The organism is Bacteroidota bacterium (assembly GCA_016706255.1).
Lineage (GTDB): Bacteria > Bacteroidota > Bacteroidia > Chitinophagales > BACL12 > UBA7236.
Genome location: JADJJZ010000006.1, coordinates 316,568 through 335,395 on the forward strand (window position 1 = coordinate 316,568; position 18,828 = coordinate 335,395).

Here is an 18,828-nt window from a genome sequence, read left to right on the forward strand (position 1 = left end):
TTAAGCATAAAAGTGCAAAAAAATCTATGTTTATACAAATATTTCGGATAAGTGCTATACACAAAATTATAAGTGCTTATTCGCCAAAGCCTTAACAGGTAAGGGTTTGGTTTTTTGGGGGAGATAAAACAACCTTTTTTGCAGGTCACTAATCGAGTCCCTGTGTCATTTTTCTTACAATTTTAGCCTCGCTGAAAAACTCCTTGGCGATTATCCTAAAGAAGGCATAAACCGGCATAGCGGCAATCATTCCCGGCACACCGGCCAGATTACCAAATACCAATACCACAAAAAATACTTCTAAAGGATGGGCTTTTATGGAGTTGGAATAGATAATAGGTTGTGAAACAAAATTATCGATGAGTTGCACACCCTGAAATAAAATAAAGAGTTGAATTAACATTGGTGTAATATCAAAACCCGGATCTACACTTAAATTGGTTGTAATGCCAATCAGCATTCCAAACAACATTCCGATAATTGGACCGATATAAGGAATGATATTTATAATTCCGGCGAATAAGGCAATTAACCAACTGTTGGCACCAAAGCCTAAAATGAGTAAGCCGGATGCAATCAGAATAAATACCACTAATGACTGAATAATTAATCCCACAAAATACCGCGTCAGATAAATTTTACTCGAATGTAAAATACGCCTGGCATTCGCTTCAAATTTTGTTGGGGTTAAGGTCATAACGATATTGTAAAATAATTTATCATCTCTAAGAAAAAAGAAGGTGATAAATGTAATAGAAAACAGGGCAACCAAAATATTTCCCAAGCCACCCATAATGTTATTAAAAATATGGGTTATAGATGTAACATTTATCCAATTACGTAAATTTTCATTTATAACCTGTTCAACAGATTGTGCCGGTGCTTCAGGGTCCTGAAATTGAATAATCATGGAATCGAGTACAACAATTTGGTTTTGTAAACTTTCTGCTACTCGTTCGGTGTCGATATGCGATATGTTATTTGTTTGCTCAACAACCAGTGGGGTAAATATTTTTACAATGCCGAAAAGTGCGCCAAAAAGAATAATAATTGTAAGGAGTGCTGCAAGTGAATCGGGAATTGCAAATTTTCCTATCTTAAATTTTTGAATAAAATCACAAATTGGTTTTCCGACAATGGAAATTATTGCTGCAATGATAAAATAAAACAGGATGGTAGTAATTTGTAATAATAACCAAACCACACCAAATACAACAGCTAGTGTAATTAAAATGAGTATGGTAGATTTTATGATACTATTATTAGACCAGTTTTTGTTCATATTGGTGTTCGTGATTTTTAAAAATACAAACGTAAATATACAGGATGCTTTTCAGGTTTTGGCATAAAAAAAGCCCCTCATTGCTGAGAGGCGATTATAAATTTTATTTGATTAGCAGCATCCGCCGCCATCATAAAACCAGCTTGAGCCGGAAATAAAGATGTCGTTTCTGCCCAAATCGGCTAAATTGCCACCGGTTTTATCACAAACGGCAAGTGGTTGATTCGGCATCAGTACATGGCCTTTATGGTCGTCGAAAAACTCTTCATTACCATAATAAATTGCGGTTTTACCTGTAAACACACAAGGACCGTCTGCAGGCATAGGGTCTTTAATAGCGCAAACTTCAGCGCTTTCGATAAATATTAATTCAGGTGTATCATAATTCACCGGGTCTAAAATTCGGTAAGGGCGACGCGCACGCACTTCAATAGTGCCGAATCCGATATCGGTAATTCTGTTGATGTATTCCTGCAGTGGTAATGAGCCGCTTAAACATAAAGCACGCAGTTTTTCATCATCACGTAAATTTTCCGGAATTTCTTGTTCGCAGGTAGGGTCGCTCATTACAAGTCGGCCGTGTTTTTTTAATGTGCGATACATTTCAGTCAATGCAAGTTTTAAATCGGCATCTCTGAAAATATTAAATAAACAATTTTGTGCTGCAATATCGATACTATTATCTTCAACAGGTAAGTTAAAGGCATCACCTTTTCTTAAATCAATAAAATCGCGTTTAAACCAAGGATTTAATTTTTCTGCTTCCAATAAGTTTTCATTACAAGCTTCCAACATTTCATCTACAACATCTACACCAATTACGCCACCTACTTTGCGTGAAAAATACGCAAATTGCAATAATTCCATTCCGCCGCCAACACCAACATATAATATATTCGGATTATTAACCAAATCGCGTGGATTAACGGTTGAGCCACAACCATAATTCATTTCCAGCATTTTTTGTGGGATTACCAACCCTGGCAATTGCCATACGGGAGTAGTTGTGCAGCATAAACCTTTCTGTGGATTTTCTGCTGCTTCTTTGTAAACGTTTTTTGTAGTTTCTAAATAAGTAGTTGACATTTTGTATTAATTTATAATTTTAAATAATATTGGAAACAATGTAAAATAATAATCCTGATAAAACTGCTGCGATTGGTAATGTTAATACCCATGAACCTGCAATTTTACCAATGGTTTTATAATCTGCTTTTTTATTTACTACACCTATACCAAAAATACCACCCACTGAAACGTGCGTAGTAGATACCGGTAAACCGCTTGAACTGGCAGTCCAAACTAAAACAGCAGTAATTAAATTTGAAGTAAATCCTTGCCCGGGATTCATATAAGTGATTTTTTTACTCATGGTTTGAGCTACTTTTTTTGCATTGAGTAATCCACCCACAGCCATAATAACAGCAACCATAATAATCATCCATGGCACTGTTAAAAAATTAACCAGTAATAATAAACCTGCAATTTTTGGTGCATCATTCATACCTCTTGCAAATCCTACAGCTCCTGCACTGATATAGTGTAATACATCTAATATTTTTTGTGCGCTGATACCGATTATTTTTCCGGAATAACTTTCGCGATAATTGTTGGTTAAACTAATTCCTGAAGCAGCAATATTATTGTTAGCACCAGGAGCATCAACAACCAAATGGGTTTTTTTGTCAATTTTTAATAATAACCGGAGTTGTTTAAAAATGAAATATAAAACAATTGCCGAACCGCAGGCGATAAACGGACTTAATAATAATGGTTTAAGAAATACTTCACCTAACTGATTAAAATTTAATTCACTGCCTACAGAAATAAATCCGGCTCCAACCAACGCGCCAACAATAGCATGTGTTGTGGAAATTGGTATTCCGATTTTAGTTGCTAAAAAAACAGTGCTGGCTGAACCTAACGCTACTGCAATTGCTAAAGCAGGATCTTTAAGTGCTTCATCGGGAATTAATCCTTTTCCGGAAAAGTTTTTCATTAAACCTTGAGCAATAAAGATGGCAAAAATACATCCAGCCAGTGTGGTAATGGTTCCCCAGTTTAGGGCTGATTTATAGCCGGTTGTGCCGCTTCCAAATAAGGTTGATACACCTTTAAAATTGTCGTTTGCTCCATTCGAAAATGCGAGAAAGCAGGCGGCAAGAATTATAACTATTTCTATCATAAATTTAACAGGATTGAGTGTGACTGAATATCGTTTATTGTATCTATATCTGAAAGCGTTTCGAGCTCAAATAACTTACCGTTTCTGCCGGAAATATCATTTTTTGTTTCTGTAAATAATGTTGCTGTGCTCCAGTTTTTATTTTCTAAAACCCAGCGATTCCATTTTTTCATACCAATTAAATAATAACCGCCATCGGTAGCCGGGCCTAATACAAAATCGTTTTGATTATTTAATGCTTCAAAGGCCTGTTCAATATGATTTGCGGTTAAATCATAACAATCGGCGCCAATCATTACTACGTCTTTATATTCATTTTTAAACGGAATGGAAAAAGCATAATCCATTCTAACACCTAAGTCGCCACTGCATTGTGTATATTTTTTATAAATAACATTATCAAACTGATCGTTGCGTTCAACGGTGTCGGAATAAAAAATAAATTTATCGGCGGAGCAATTTTTAGTGATATTGTGGGTGTGATTTAAAAGCTCCTGATACACCAATAATGCTTTCTGTTCCCCAATATCCGCGGCAAGCCTGGTTTTTACTTTACCGGCTATCGGATTTTTGAGCATAATAACAAGCGCTTTTTTATTTTCCATTTTTATGATTGAAGAAGTTTATCAATGTTGAAACGTTTATTAAGCAACACTTCCGCCGCAACTGCTTCCGCTTCCTGCTGTGCAACCGAAACAATGTTGATTTAAAACGATTTCACGAGTATTTAATGCGTTTAAATCCCAATTGGTTATATGATTTGGCGCACCGTGGTTTACTTTTAAACCAAGCATTTGATTAAAATCGCAATCATATAAATTACCATCCCAGCCAATTGAAATTGTATTGCGACACATTACATTTTGTGCAGCAACAGGATTAAATGCTTCAATTAATTTTTGCATATACTCCTCATAATTTCCGCTTTCAATCAGGTAATCTAAAAATCTGGAAATTGGCATATTGGTAATGGCAAATAAACTGTTGAATTCAATATTGAAATTCCGTTTGAGTTCTTTTTTAAATTGTTGCTCCAAACTGTTTTGAGAGCCGGGTAAAAATGCGCCATTTGGATTGTAAACTAAATTTAAAATTAATCCACTGCCGGGCATGCCGTAACCAACTGCGTTCAACATTTGTAATGCTTTGATACTATCTTCAAACACACCATCACCACGTTGAGCATCAGTTCTCGACTTATTGTAAAATGGGAGTGAAGAAACAACTTCAATTTTGTGTTCAGCAAAAAACTGTGGCAAATCGTGATATTTTTTATTTGCCAAAATAATGGTCAGGTTACAACGTACAATTGTTTTTCTGCCCAGCTTCGTAATTTCCTCAACAAACCATCTGAAATCAGGATTCATTTCAGGTGCACCACCGGTCAAATCTACCGTGGGTATTGAGGTTGAGGCCAATGCATCTAAACATTGCTGCATGGTTGCTCTTGTCATTATTTCCTTGCGGTCAGGACCTGCATCCACGTGGCAGTGGCCGCAGGTTTGATTACACATATAACCTAAATTCACCTGAAATATTTCAGTGTTTGTAGGTTTTAATGGAAATAATCCGATGCCATTTAATTTATCATCGAATCGTTCAAAATCAACGGTTGTTACTTCATGCGTTTCCAATACTTTTAACTGATAATCGTTATCAGCTAATTTGTGATGCATGGCATGTAATGATTTTTTAGAAGCCATTATATTTTACTTTTCTTAAGTATAATTTTTAAAAAAATGTGCCAACCTGAAATTGGCACATTATAATTACATCGATAAATCTTTAAATTTATTCATCATTTGAGTTCCGTGAACTAATGATGCACCACCGCGAATTGCTGCAGCCACATGAATAGCCTCCATCATTTGTTCTTCATCGCATCCTTTCGCCATTGTGTCTTGAGTGTATGCATCGATACAATAAGGACATTGAATCGCATGAGCAACTGCTAATGCAATTAAACTTTTTTCGCGTTCTGTTAATGCACCTTCTGCAAATACTTTTCCGTAATAGTCAAAAAATGCTTTTCCTAATTCTGCATCCCAATCTGAAATTGAGCCAAATTTTTTAAGGTCTTTCGGGTCGTAATAAGTAGTTCTTTCCATTGTTGTTTGTTATTAAGCAATTAAATAAATAAAAAGTAGTATGCACACCACCTGCGATGCAAGTGCTGTGAAATAAAAAAATTACCGGAAAATTAAACTGCCGGTGGCGCCCGTAATGAAGTGTATATACGATGATTTTTTAGGGATAGATTTTGGCGTATTAATTTGAAATTAAGGCCAATAGACGCCAGTATACTGCGAATGAGCACGCGCAACTGATATGGGATATTATAGTTGTGTAAAAGCGGATAAAATTCTCCGCTATAGTCGATATCAGTTTTTTCTTCACCAACCAGAAAATTTATCCGATTTTCGGTTAGATAACGCTGCATCATCCTGTTCACATTTGCTGTTTCCCAGGGCAAATTGGCAAATTGTTGTGGCAGGAAGGCATTTTTATGTAACCCAATCAAGTACAAACCCCCATCTGAAGCAGGTCCGAGAATGGCATTATTGTCGGATAATTGCGCGGCAGCCTGCAAAAGGTCATTTTGACTAAGTGTTGGACAATCGTTTCCAATGGCAATAACCTGATGGTAACCCAAATTAAAAATCTGACTAAAAGCATCACTCAATCGTTCGCCAAATGTGTTACCATGTTGTTGCGATGAGTTGATCACAAAACAGGGTAAACCGGTAGCACGTGCAGTTTTTTCTGCATGGCTGATTAAATGGGAAGCGATGATACTGTTGGAACGCAGGCTGTGTACATCAGAAAAATCCTTTACCAGCGCTTCCTCCTTCGGAGTGCGGGTAAATAGCAATAAAGCAGTAGATTTTGCCTGAGCCTGAACCATACGTTTTGAACGTTAAATGCCTGATTTGGTTCGGCTAAAATAGAAAACTATTGGTAAATGAAAACATTTTAACAATAGTTTAAGGAATTCAAAAGTTTTTAGCAGCCAAGAAATTATGCCGGATTCAGGTCGACATATTGTTTGATTTTATCCATCCTGATTGCCAAATGCGAGGTATGATAAACACATTTACCTTCTTTTATAATCAAAATTTGCGGAGATTCGTGATGTACATGAAAATGTGCAGCAACTTTATTGGATAAACTGCGATGTGCCAAAAGGTCTAAATAATGAAAATCCATTCCTTCCGGAACTTCGGCTTCTTCCAGCATTGTTTTAACATGAAAACTTGTTCCGCAACTGGTGCTGTGTTTATATATAGCCTGTGGCGTTTCAAATGAATTTTCAATAAGCTGATCTAATTCCGTTTCTGATGTTAATTCAATCCAATCCATAATAGCTTTTCTTATAAAATGTATTTTTTTGCTAAAAAGTTCAATGTTTTTTTAAACTTGCTTCTAACCAAATTACTGCTTTTTTAATGTAATATTCTTTATCCCCTTTATGCTGATCTACCATTTCCTGAATGGTTTTATGTAAATGTGGTTGTTTGCAAAAATCTTCCAATAAAACCATCGATAATCTCCGTTGCCACATCAATTTTGATTTGGATAAAGATTTTGACAAGTCGAAAATTGCTGCAGCTCTTATTTTATTAATTGCTTTTAAGCTTTGCATGCCCAGCGTGTCACATAATGCCCAATTGTCTATTTCCTCCGAATATTTTTTTACCAGTTGTATTGCTTTATCGGGATCCGTTTTAGCGACTTTATGCAATAATTTTGCGGCTAACATTCTTTCTTCGTAAGCACCTGCATCCCATAGTTGTTGAACCAGCTCAAAGCCGCCCTGCTTGGCAGTTTTGGCAATTTCATTTAAAACCGGCATGCGCACACCATAAATACGTTTCGCACCCGGGGCAACTGTTTTCATTTTTTCCGCAAATTCAGGCTCTGCATTGTCTAATAAGGTTTGTTGAATATCACTCAGCATAATGCAAACAGTATTGTTCAAAACGTTTAATTAATTCAATTGTATTACTTCCGGGTTTACCATTACCAATTATTCGGTCTTCTATTTGTACGATTGGCATAATATTTCTCGTTGTGCTGGTAATAAATATTTCATCTGCAGCAAATAATTCACCTACCGAAATATCTTTTTCTATTACCATGGTAATTTCTTTGGCACACAACATAACATGATTGCGCGTTACACCTTTGAGCATATTTTTTTCGGGCGTGTAAATCAATCCGTTTTTTACAATAAAAATATTACATCGTGCACATTCCCGAACTGCATCATTAAAATAAAACAACACATCTTCACTATTATTATTTTTCATTCTTGTTTGTGCTCTGAATGAACCTAAATAAAAAGTTGTTTTGTATTGCGGAAAGGGTTTATCATATTCTTCAAAAATGAGTGAAACACCCTCGCTGTACATTTCGGCAGGATATGGTTTCCATACATCCTGATAAATAGTAATTATTGGTTCAAGAATTTGATTATTAAATCGTGCGGTGATCAAAATTTTAAAATAGGCATCCTGTAACCCATTTTTCTGCTGCAATTCGAGTACAATGGAACGAATTTTTTCCATTTCAACGGGATTGTTAAACTGTAACACTTCCTGCGAATGGTTTAAACGACTGAGGTGGTCGTTCAAAAAAGTGATTTTGCCATTTCTTACCCGGCAATAATCAAACACCCCAAATCCCCGCTCAAAACCCAAGTCGTCGAGCCCGATGCGGATATCAGATTTTTGCAGAAATTGATTGTCGCGGAAAGCTAAACTGCTGTTCATACTACAAAGCTACTGGTTTAAAATGACTGATTTTTCTGAAAATTTGTGCTCAAAGTCGATTGAGCGGCTCTGTGTTTTCCATTCAATTCAGGCCGCCAAAATGGCATTTTTCGGGTGTAAACCGTATAATTCCCCTCAAAAACCCCGATATTTGCACTCCAAACCAAAGTGTAAAAAACTTTGTTAAACAGGCAAAGAACCGTAGAGAATGGATCAGTTTTCGTATATCGCAAATGCAGAACCGGCTTATATTGAGTCGCTTTATAATAATTATAAGGTTAATCCTCAGGCAGTTGATGCTGAATGGAAGAAATTTTTTGAGGGATTTGATTTCGCTCAGATGAATTTTTCATCCAATGGCCATGCTGCTGCAACAGAGGGTAATGTTAACGGTCAGCAAATTGCTGATGAATTAAAAGTATACAATCTTATTTTGGCTTATCGTGAAAAAGGCCATTTGATTGCCATAACAAATCCTCTGAAACCCAGAAAAGACCGGCATGCCAATTTATCACTTGCGCAACTTGGTTTTACTGAAGCAGATTTAAACAAAACATTTGCAACAGGCAGTATTTTGGGTTTAACCGGAGCATCATTACAGTCAATAATTAATTTTCTTGAAGCAGCTTATTGCAAAAGTTTAGGTTTTGAATATGATTATATTATTGAGCCGGTTGAAAAACAATGGTTTCAGGATAAAATTGAAAAAAATGCTGTAGCTATTCAGTTTAATACTCAACAAAAACAACGTATTCTAAAAAAATTAAATGAAACCGTTGTATTTGAACAATTTTTGGATAAAAAATTTATCGGACAAAAACGATTTTCTTTAGAAGGTGGTGAGTCTACGATTGCAGGATTAGATGCAATAATAAATCGCGGTGCCGACCTGGGTATTGAAGAATTTGTTTTTGGGATGGCGCATCGCGGACGTTTAAATGTACTCGCAAATATTCTTGGAAAAACATACGAGCAAATATTTAACGAGTTTGAAGGAAATACTATTCCGGATACTACCATGGGTGACGGTGATGTAAAATATCATCTTGGATATTCATCACAAATTAAAACTACCGGCGATAAAATGGTGCATTTGAAACTCACGCCGAATCCTTCACATTTGGAAGCAGTAAATCCTGTAATGCAAGGTTTTGTTCGTGCAAAAACAGATGTTTTATATGCTGAAGATTGGGATAAAGTATTGCCCATAACAATTCACGGTGATGCAGCAGTGGCTGGCCAGGGTGTTGTTTACGAAGTATTACAGATGAGTAACCTGAAAGGCTACCGCGTTGGAGGGACAATACATTTTGTGATAAATAATCAGATTGGATTTACTACCGATTTTGATGATGCACGCACTAGTAATTATTGCACCAGTTATGCTTCAACTGTTCAGGCGCCAGTGATTCACGTAAACGGCGACGATGCTGAAGCAGTAGTTTTTGCCAGCGAATTAGCTGTTGATTATCGTCAGGAATTTAATAAAGATATTTTTGTTGACATGGTGTGTTATCGCAAACACGGACATAACGAAGGTGATGATCCAAAATACACACAACCAACATTATATAAGCTGATTGAAAATAAAAAAAATCCGCGTGAAATTTATGTTCAGAAATTATTGGCGAGCCACGATATTGATAAAGGACTTGCTGCTGATATGGAAAAAGATTTCTGGAATGAATTACAACAACGTTTGGATCAGATAAAACAACAACCATTAACGTATCAATATCAAGCTCCCGAAGAAGCATGGCGCAAGCTGAAAAAAATTATTGATATACCGGTTGATTTCGCCAATTTACCCGAAACAAAAATTCCTAAACAACATGTTCAACAAATGATTGACAACATGTTTAAGGTGCCGGAAGGATTTGTGAAGTTGAAAAAAATTGAAAAATTATTTGAAACAAATAAAAAATTAATAGCGGAAAATAAAGTTGACTGGGCAATAGCAGAATTAATGGCTTATGGTTCAATTTTGTTGGATGGGAAAGATGTGCGTATGAGTGGTCAGGATGTTCGCCGAGGAACATTTAGTCACCGTCATGCAGTTTTACGTGAAGAAAATACAAATGAAGAATATATCCGGTTAAATCATCTTGCAGAAAAACAAGGAAAATTCAGGATTTATAATTCATTGTTAAGTGAATTTGGTGTATTGGGATTTGAATTCGGATATAGTTTAGCTTCACCTGATCATCTGGTTATTTGGGAAGCACAATTTGGCGATTTTAATAACGGTGCTCAAACAATAATCGACCAGTTTATTGCTGCAAGTGTAAGTAAATGGCAACGTATGAGTGGTTTGGTAATGTTATTACCACATGGTTATGAAGGTCAGGGCCCTGAACATTCAAGCGCGCGACTGGAACGATTTTTACAGTTATGTGCAGAAGGCAATATGATTGTTGCCAATCTAACTACACCTGCAAATTTTTTCCATGCAATGCGTCGTCAGTTAGCATTTGATTTCAGACGACCGCTGGTAATTATGAGTCCGAAAAGTTTATTGCGTCATCCTTTAGTACAATCAAATATTCTGGAATTATCGGAAGGTAAATTTCATGAATTAATTGGCGACAATTATGCTGAACAGGCGAAAGTAAAACGTATAATTTTGTGCAGCGGTAAAGTATATTTTGATTTATTGGAATATCAGCAAAAAAATAATCGTACTGATATTGCTTTATTGCGACTGGAACAATTATATCCATTTCCAATGACACAATTAAATGCACAAATAGAAAAATATAAAGGTGCGGAACTCATGTGGGTTCAGGAAGAACCACGTAATATGGGAGCGTGGTTTTATATCTGGAATTTATTAGGTACTAAAATAAATAAGAAAGTGAGCAGGAAATCGAGTGCATCGCCTGCAACAGGTTTTGCAAAAATTCATGCTAAAGAACAACAGGAAATAGTGGAACAGGCATTTGCCGATTAATTAATTTAAAGTAGACCTTAAATATATGATTATCGAATTAAAAGTGCCAACAATTGGCGAATCAATAAACGAAGTTACCTTGTCGAAATGGCTGGTGAAAGATGGTGATGTAGTTGCCCTTGACCAATCGTTGTGCGAATTTGAGAGTGATAAGGCAACATTAGAATTTCCAGCTGAACAATCAGGGAAAATAACGTTAAAGGTTGAAGAAGGCAAAGAATTAAAAATTGGAGATGTAATTGCAACACTGGATACTTCCGTTGCAGTGGAAGCAGCACCGAAAACTTCTGATGCGCCAAAAGAAGAAAAACCTGTAGATAAGGCCGCAGAAAAAGAAACCGTTACAACAGAAAAACCAGTTGCTCAATCTGAAGAAAAACCTGTTAATACAGCAGAAAAACATATAACCCCATTAGCTGAAAATATTGCTAAAGAAAATAAGGTTGATATTAATAAAGTACCGGGAACAGGTGCAGGTGGAAGAATTACGAAAGATGATGTTTTGCAATTTTTGCAACAGGGTGCCGGTGGAAAAGAAATTGTTGCTGCTTTAAAACGTGGTTCCAGAAATCAGCGGGAAGAAAAAGTGAGCAAGCTGCGTAAAACAATTGCCAAACGATTGGTTGGTGTTAAAAATGAAACCGCCATGCTCACCACATTTAATGAAGTGGATATGAGTGCCATTATGGCCATTCGTGAAAAATATAAAGCAACATTCGAAAAGAAACACGGTGTTGGTTTAGGATTTATGAGCTTTTTTGTAAAAGCCTGTTGTAATGCACTACAACAATTTCCTGCAGTGAATGCCTACTTTAATGAAGATTCGGTTTTATACAATGATTTTTGTGATATTTCAATTGCTGTTTCAACACCAAAAGGATTAGTTGTTCCGGTTGTGCGTAATGCTGAAAGTATGAGCATGGCTGCAGTTGAATTAAAAATAAAAGAATTAGCCGTTAAAGGGCGCGATGGTGTTTTGAGTTTGGAAGAAATGCAGGGTGGAACATTTACGATCACAAATGGTGGTGTTTTTGGTTCGCTAATGAGCACACCAATTATTAATGCACCACAAAGTGCAATTTTAGGTATGCATAAAATTCAAGATCGCCCGGTTGCACTAAATGGTCAAGTGGTAATAAGGCCAATGATGTACCTCGCACTTAGTTATGATCACCGCATCATTGATGGTAAAGAATCGGTTAGTTTTTTAGTGAAGGTAAAAGAACAATTAGAAAAACCGGAGCAATTATTATTCGGCATGGATGTAACGGAATTATTATTGGAATTATAATTTTATATCAATTAATAAGTATGCTGATTTATTAATTGGCAATGCTTGTATTTTTACAATTTGCAAATCAATTTTTTAATGAAATATCAATTATTAATTACAGGAGTATTAATTATTAATTTATCCTGTTCTGCCCAAACGTCTGAAATGCCTGCTGCTGAAGGTTTTGGTGTTATGTTTTACAATCTCGAAAACTTATATGATACTATCAACGACCCGGCAAAAGATGATGAAGTATTTCTACCTAATGCCGACCGTCAGTGGAATGCTTCAAAATATGATAAGAAATTAGAAAATTTATCGAAAGTAATTGCTACCGGCGCTGATATGTTGCCAACTTTGGTTGGATTATGCGAAGTTGAAAACGAAAAAGTGGTTAAGGATTTAGCAAACACAACAAACCTGAAACCGGGAAATTACAAATACGTGCATTACGATTCACCCGATGAGCGTGGAATTGATGTGGCATTATTATATAATGAAAAATTATTCAAAGTAAAATCTTCAAAAGCAATTCATGTTACCATTCCGGGTGATACAATTGATTACACCCGAGATATTTTAATGGTAAATGGAGAAATTTCCATTCAGGGAAAAAAAGAACAATTATTTGTTTTTGTAAATCACTGGCCAAGCAGATCTGAAGGTGAGGAACAAAGTGCACCAAAACGTGCTGCTGCTGCTGAAACATTAAAACGTGCAGTTGATTCAATAAATGCCAAGTTTGATGATGCGAATATTATTATCATGGGCGATTTTAATGATACGCCGGTTGATATTAGCATTCAACGTATTTTAATGGCAAAAGGTGTAAGCGATAATTATGCAGATGAAAGTCTGGTTGATTTAATGACTAATATGCAGGCAATGGGACTTGGCTCTTATAATTATAAAGGCAACTGGCAGGCTTTGGATCAAATTATTGTATCGGAAAGTTTACTTGATGGCACGGGTTTGCAGGTAAATCCTGCTTCAACAATTTTTGTGAAAAAAGATTGGATGTTATATCATAACGATAAATATGGTGATTCTCCTGACCGGACATTCGCAGGAAATAAATACATTGGCGGATACTCCGATCACTTACCGGTATTTGTTGGGTTTGTTGTGAAATAAGAGAAATTTGTTTGGATGATTATTTAATTGCTGGATAGATTAAACCCAATTAAAAATCCACCACCACCGGCGCCACATAATTTCATGATTTCGGTATTATTTTCGAGACCGGATTTCCAGCGGTTACGCATGTCTGCCGGAATGGCAAATTCAAAATAATTTAATTGCAGATACGATAATAGTTTTAATTGTGCTGCTAATGTTTCCTCATCATTATTTAACCAGGCTGAAATACAATTGTTGGAGAGATAGGCATAATCTTCAACAATATTTTTAAAATCAGCATCCAGCATTTTATCTTTAAAAACAGTCACCAATTGTTGTGTAGATCTGGCATTTCCACAATCAATCAAGTGAAAGTTAATGTTTTTCAAGATGTTCATATCGGCAACAACATGTACTGCACCGTTTTTTATATGCACACCTTTATTGAGGTAACAAACCAATGGATCCAAACCACTACTGGTGGAATGGAAATAATTTTCCATTGATGCTAATTCAGATTTTAATTCATTTAAATCGGAAGGAACCTGCTTGTGGTATTTATCAAAAACGGCAGCTACAACAACACCTGAACTGCCTACACCGTAACCGATTGGCACGTTAGACTCAATGTCCCAACCTTGCGCCAAATCATGCTCAAATGCATTTAAATTTAATTTATCTTCAAAATGATTTTCCTTTAGCCAATTTAAAAAAAGAATTAAATGCGATTTAAATGTGGATGGAGATTCAATATTTATTACCCAGGAGGCAGAAAATTCGGGATAGGGAATTGCCAGTCATTCACCGCCGGCAATAACGGCATATTCGCCAAACAACATCAATTTTGAAGGATATGCTACAGACATAAATTATTCGTCGATTCTCAATTGTGGGCCATTACCCATGCTGTCGTAAATTACTTTTTTCTTTGTGCAAAATTCGAGTAATTCTTCCTGTATAAAATTGCGCACTTTTTTCTTTTCGAAGTAGGGATAAATCACATGCACATTTGGTCCTGCATCTAATGTAAAACATACCGGAATTTTTGTTTCGTCTCTGAACCTTCTGATGCGTTCAATTATTTCTAAGGTGCCCGGTTTCATTAAAATGAATGAAGGATTACTGGTCATCATTAATGCATGTAATTCCAGGGCTTCAGTCTCAACCGTAGCGCAAAATAATTCCCAATCGCCTTTTGCAAGTGCCGTTAACAATGATTTCATTCTTGTTTCAGCATTTTTATATCGTTGCGTTGCCATCGGATGGTTTTGCATTAATGCGTGGCCTGCGCGACTGCTTACAGATTTTTCTTTTTCATTTACAATTAAAATACTATCCTGCAATTCATTAAAATCGCTGTTAAATTTATCGGGATATTGAATTGCATATTTATCGTTGGCATTTTTAATATGTGTTGATTTACCCCAAACAGCAAAATCAGGGTAAACACTGCGTGAAGCACTTCCGCTACCAATGCGCGCGTAGTGGGAAGCTTTTTGATAAAATTCTTCCGGCTTGTATTCTTTTTTATCGGCAATCATTGATTGTGATAATAAACACAATGCTAAAGCACTCATGGAAGAAGCACTGCTGGCAATTCCTGCTGAATGCGGAAAACTATTTTCTGAATTAATAATCAGTTTATTTTCTGTGATAAACGGAAAATCTGCTTTAATACCATCGAGATAGGTAATAATTTTTTCTGCAAATTTTTCATTTTTTTCACCTTCAAAAGTAAAATCAATTTCGATAACTGACTTTTTCCTTTTCTTTTTTAAAGATAATGAAGTGGTTGTGGTAGCCTGACTTAAGGTTAGGGATAAAGATGCATTATTTGGCAATTGATTGCCATGTTTACCCCAGTATTTAATTAAAGCGATATTTGAAGGACTTTGCCAGGTGATTGTTGTATTGCTCATTATGCTGTTTAAAGTATAAAGATACAACTGCTTAGGGAATGTGGAGGCTGAAATGCCCGAAATTCAAGTAATTACAAGGTTATAGGGCCATATCCGAAAAAGGAATGGCTGTCGACAGGCCTTTGTTTTTAAAGTATGCGGTGATATAGTCCGGTCCCTGCGCAGATACTGCCAAAACAAAATCGCCACCCCAGGCGCCGAGTGATTTTATTACGCCATCAAAATCGTCAAACAATCTCGTTTTAATTTTTTCTTCCTGCAAAACATATTGCATCACTTCCTCGTGCTCATCTAATAATTGCATAAAGTCGGGAAAATCGTCACAAAACAAAAGTGCTTCTGAAATTTCTGAAATAATTTCAATTTCGTTGGCAAACTTTTTTGTGATATCACCTGCTAGCAAAAACGTTTCTACTGCAGTTTTTGAATCCTGTTTATTACCTAAATGCACAAACATAAAATTTTCAGGCTGCGGTGGATCAAAATGTACGGTATCAAACACAATTCCTTCTTCATCAATTTTATAAAAAATAGCCTGAGGCGATTGAGCACAGGCAATATCATAACCACTGCCTTTAAAAATTTCAGTATTTAAAGCAAAGGCATCTGTATTTGCGTATTTAGCCAGATTGGCGAGCAGGGTAGAACTGCTTCCCAGTCCCCATGAACGATCAAATTCGAGGTGATTGGTGATAGTTGTTTTTCCTGGATTACGTAAAAAACTGCTGTGTTTAGTTCTTATTACAGCGAGTATTTTCTGTAATGTATTTAATGTTTTATCATCGATGTTTTTTACACTTCCTCTGAATGGTAATAAATCAGTTTTAGAAAAAATTACCTCGGCCCAAATCTGATTATTTACATCGAAACTTTGCCAGTGTAAAATATTTTCGCCTGAAGCATCATCACTTACCTCCATGCGTTGCCCAAATTTTGTTGGTATGGCCAATGCCATTGCACCTTTTAATACAAGATATTCTCCGCTAATGAGCAATTTGCCGTGCGCATAAAATTGTTGCATAGCACAAAGATATAATCTTAATTGCAAGCAATTTGGTTATTGTGTTATATCTGTGGTAATGGAAGTGTAATCCATTGGAGCCAAGCCATGAGCAGTAATAATGCTAAAATGAAAATAATTAAACCTAAATACGCGGCTACAATACTTAATGCTAACCCTACCCTTGCTTTACCAAGACCTTTAATATTTTCGGGGTCAGCTTTTATTTGCCTGATAGCCTTAATACTTTTCGTAATTCCAATTAGTCCAAAAACCAAACCTAAAGGGAACAATACTAATGCAAGAATGCCCCAAAATAAGGCCCAATTTGCGCTTTTGCGGGGTTTTCAGGTTCAATTGTGTTTTCATCATCAGTTGAAGCCTTAATTGTTTCAGGCGTACTCGTTTTTTCAATAATTATTACCGGTGCTTGTTTTTCGTTAACATATACCTCGATATCGTTTTCAGTTGAAACATAATAATCAGGTGCACTTGTTGTTTCAACAACTTCAGTTAACCCCGAAGCTGAGGTTGATGTATAGGTTTCACAATTGCCAGTGTTATAAATTGTTTCGGCAGTTGGATGTATTACCCTTGAACAAGAGTAAAATGTGAAAAGCAGGATAAATATGCTACAGGTTTTCAAACAGGTAATCATAATAATGATGGGTTTTAAACTTTACCAATCCCTCAGCACCACGTTGATTTCTATTTAAAGATAATTTTAATTGTCAAAATTTCAAATACTTATTAAATTAAATTATTATTTACATATTTATAAATATTTAAATTAAATAATAAAGAGACAATTAATTGGACTCAAAAATATTTTGTGAAGAATTGCATTAAAATGAAATGCAATACAAAGGCAAAGTAATAAAGCACTCCTAAAGAAAGAGCACCTATAAATAAAATATTTTCTGAAATAATTAAGCTTTATCTACCGCAAGTTTACCATCGCGTAAATCGCCTAAAAACGCTCTCACACTGCTGAAGGAAACGGTTTTGTCGGTAAAATACGTTGCGGCTAATTGTATTTCGTTGTCCGTAGCGCCAAAGTGGCGTAAAATATTGGTGAGGTGCATTTTCATATGCCCTTTTTGAATACCGGAAGTAACCAATGCTTTAATAGCAGAAAAGTTTTGTGCGAGCCCAACGCAAGCAATAATTTTCATTAATTCTTTTGCACTTGGGTTGCCCAACATTTCGAGTGAACGTTTGCTGAGTGGATGTAATTTTGTTAATCCACCAACGGTTCCAACTGCTAAAGGAATTTCGAGTGAAAAAATAAATTTATTGCCTTTTATTTCGCAACTGGATAAACTTTCATATTTACCATTTCGGCTGGCATAAGCATGACCGCAGGCTTCAATTGCACGGAAGTCGTTTCCTGTTGCAAGAATTACTGCATCGATTCCGTTAAAAATACCTTTATTATGCGTAGTTGCACGATACATATCGTGTTTTGCAATACGTATTGCCGTGCTGAATTTCCGTGCAAATTGTTGTGCATTTAAATGACCTTCATCAAAAACACCTAATTCGTTTACATCACATTCAACCCAGGCTTTAACAACACATTCAGGTGTGTAATTACTTAAAATACTCATTACCACTTCAACCGTTTTTTCGGCTCCGGTAAATGTTGTATTTGATTTTACTTCTTCAGTTAAGCATGCGGCAAATTCTTCTAAAACAGAATTAATAAAATTCGCACCCATGGCATCCACGGTTTCGAATGTGGCTTTTAACTGATAATATAATGGTTCTAAATGTGTACAATCTATTAATTCAATATCTTTTAATCCACCACCTCTTGCTGCCATATTTTCGGTGAGGTGTTGTACATCAGCAATTAATATTTGTTTTAATTCAGCATTAAAAAATTCAAATAATTTTTCGCTGTTGCCTCTCCATAAAAAATGTACATGGCCAACTTTTGTTGTAGAAATAACTTCGGCATGAAATCCACCACGTTCGCTCCAGAATTTAGCTCCTGCGCTGGCTGCAGCCACTACTGAACTTTCTTCAATAACCATTGGCACTACATAAGTGCGGCCGTTAATTACAAAATTTGGTGCAACACCGTATGGCAAATAAAAATTGGTAAGCGTATTTTCAGAAATGCCATCAAACACTTTTTGCATTTCAGCATTCGAGTGCATATAACTGGAAAATTCCCTTGCTATATCCAACGGATTGCTGGTAAGAAAATGTTTCGCCAACCAGGCGATTTTTTCTGTTTTACTGAGTTTCGAAAAACCTTTAATTTTTGCCATCTTATAAAAGCAAATCAGCAAAAAGCCAATTTGCAAAAGTTGTATTTTT

General features: G+C 36.0%; 18 protein-coding genes. 3 read left to right on the plus strand and 15 right to left on the minus strand.

The genetic code is table 11. The features are described 5' to 3' along the window. Positions 1-148 precede the first annotated feature (148 nt). From IPI65_10060 to IPI65_10105, 10 genes are all read right to left on the minus strand, one after another. Positions 149-1,282, minus strand: coding sequence for an AI-2E family transporter (locus IPI65_10060; GenBank protein MBK7441855.1), 1,134 nt, complete (start codon positions 1,280-1,282; stop codon positions 149-151). A gap of 111 nt (positions 1,283-1,393) precedes the next feature. Further along, positions 1,394-2,368, minus strand: coding sequence for an arsenosugar biosynthesis arsenite methyltransferase ArsM (arsM, locus tag IPI65_10065; protein MBK7441856.1), 975 nt, complete (start codon positions 2,366-2,368; stop codon positions 1,394-1,396). 19 nt (positions 2,369-2,387) lie between these two features. Beyond that, complete coding sequence (locus IPI65_10070) at positions 2,388-3,467, minus strand: anion permease (protein MBK7441857.1); 1,080 nt, start codon at positions 3,465-3,467, stop codon at positions 2,388-2,390. Beyond that, entirely contained in the window at positions 3,464-4,072 is a 609-nt protein-coding gene (locus IPI65_10075; protein MBK7441858.1) for a TIGR04282 family arsenosugar biosynthesis glycosyltransferase, read from the minus strand. The genes IPI65_10070 and IPI65_10075 overlap by 4 nt, the downstream gene beginning before the upstream one ends. A 39-nt stretch (positions 4,073-4,111) precedes the next feature. Further along, the gene (gene arsS, locus IPI65_10080; GenBank protein MBK7441859.1) at positions 4,112-5,170 is read right to left on the minus strand and encodes an arsenosugar biosynthesis radical SAM protein ArsS; all 1,059 of its coding nucleotides are present in this window, start codon (positions 5,168-5,170) and stop codon (positions 4,112-4,114) included. Between the two features lie 66 nt (positions 5,171-5,236). Then, entirely contained in the window at positions 5,237-5,575 is a 339-nt protein-coding gene (locus IPI65_10085) for a carboxymuconolactone decarboxylase family protein (protein MBK7441860.1), read from the minus strand. A 92-nt stretch (positions 5,576-5,667) separates the two neighbouring features. Further along, the gene (locus IPI65_10090) at positions 5,668-6,372 is read right to left on the minus strand and encodes a DUF2064 domain-containing protein (GenBank protein MBK7441861.1); all 705 of its coding nucleotides are present in this window, start codon (positions 6,370-6,372) and stop codon (positions 5,668-5,670) included. 113 nt (positions 6,373-6,485) lie between these two features. After that, complete coding sequence (gene ytxJ / locus IPI65_10095) at positions 6,486-6,827, minus strand: bacillithiol system redox-active protein YtxJ (GenBank protein ID MBK7441862.1); 342 nt, start codon at positions 6,825-6,827, stop codon at positions 6,486-6,488. Positions 6,828-6,867: 40 nt separating this feature from the next. Further along, positions 6,868-7,446 (minus strand): DNA alkylation repair protein, encoded by a 579-nt coding sequence (locus tag IPI65_10100; protein MBK7441863.1) that lies wholly within the window; start codon positions 7,444-7,446, stop codon positions 6,868-6,870. Beyond that, complete coding sequence (locus IPI65_10105) at positions 7,415-8,239, minus strand: aminotransferase class IV (GenBank protein ID MBK7441864.1); 825 nt, start codon at positions 8,237-8,239, stop codon at positions 7,415-7,417. The genes IPI65_10100 and IPI65_10105 overlap by 32 nt, the downstream gene beginning before the upstream one ends. Before the next feature lie 208 nt (positions 8,240-8,447). Between IPI65_10105 and IPI65_10110 the strand changes: the two genes are divergently transcribed. The 3 genes from IPI65_10110 (at position 8,448) to IPI65_10120 (ending at position 13,596) form a co-directional block, all read left to right on the plus strand. After that, positions 8,448-11,189, plus strand: a complete 2,742-nt coding sequence (locus tag IPI65_10110) for a 2-oxoglutarate dehydrogenase E1 component (GenBank protein MBK7441865.1) — start codon at positions 8,448-8,450, stop codon at positions 11,187-11,189. A 25-nt stretch (positions 11,190-11,214) separates the two neighbouring features. Further along, the gene (odhB, locus tag IPI65_10115) at positions 11,215-12,480 is read left to right on the plus strand and encodes a 2-oxoglutarate dehydrogenase complex dihydrolipoyllysine-residue succinyltransferase (protein MBK7441866.1); all 1,266 of its coding nucleotides are present in this window, start codon (positions 11,215-11,217) and stop codon (positions 12,478-12,480) included. A gap of 78 nt (positions 12,481-12,558) precedes the next feature. Further along, positions 12,559-13,596 carry a hypothetical protein gene (locus IPI65_10120; protein ID MBK7441867.1) on the plus strand — a complete coding sequence of 346 codons (1,038 nt, stop codon included), beginning with the start codon at positions 12,559-12,561 and terminating at the stop codon, positions 13,594-13,596. Positions 13,597-13,619: 23 nt separating this feature from the next. Here IPI65_10120 and IPI65_10125 read toward each other — a convergent pair whose 3' ends face one another. From IPI65_10125 to IPI65_10145, 5 genes are all read right to left on the minus strand, one after another. Beyond that, entirely contained in the window at positions 13,620-14,228 is a 609-nt protein-coding gene (locus IPI65_10125; protein ID MBK7441868.1) for a hypothetical protein, read from the minus strand. Between the two features lie 222 nt (positions 14,229-14,450). Then, entirely contained in the window at positions 14,451-15,500 is a 1,050-nt protein-coding gene (gene mvaD / locus IPI65_10130) for a diphosphomevalonate decarboxylase (protein ID MBK7441869.1), read from the minus strand. 79 nt (positions 15,501-15,579) lie between these two features. After that, positions 15,580-16,521, minus strand: a complete 942-nt coding sequence (locus IPI65_10135; protein ID MBK7441870.1) for a GHMP kinase — start codon at positions 16,519-16,521, stop codon at positions 15,580-15,582. Between the two features lie 274 nt (positions 16,522-16,795). Further along, positions 16,796-17,158, minus strand: a complete 363-nt coding sequence (locus tag IPI65_10140) for a hypothetical protein (protein MBK7441871.1) — start codon at positions 17,156-17,158, stop codon at positions 16,796-16,798. 271 nt (positions 17,159-17,429) lie between these two features. Continuing rightward, positions 17,430-18,779, minus strand: a complete 1,350-nt coding sequence (locus IPI65_10145; protein ID MBK7441872.1) for a hydroxymethylglutaryl-CoA reductase, degradative — start codon at positions 18,777-18,779, stop codon at positions 17,430-17,432. Positions 18,780-18,828: the final 49 nt, after the last annotated feature.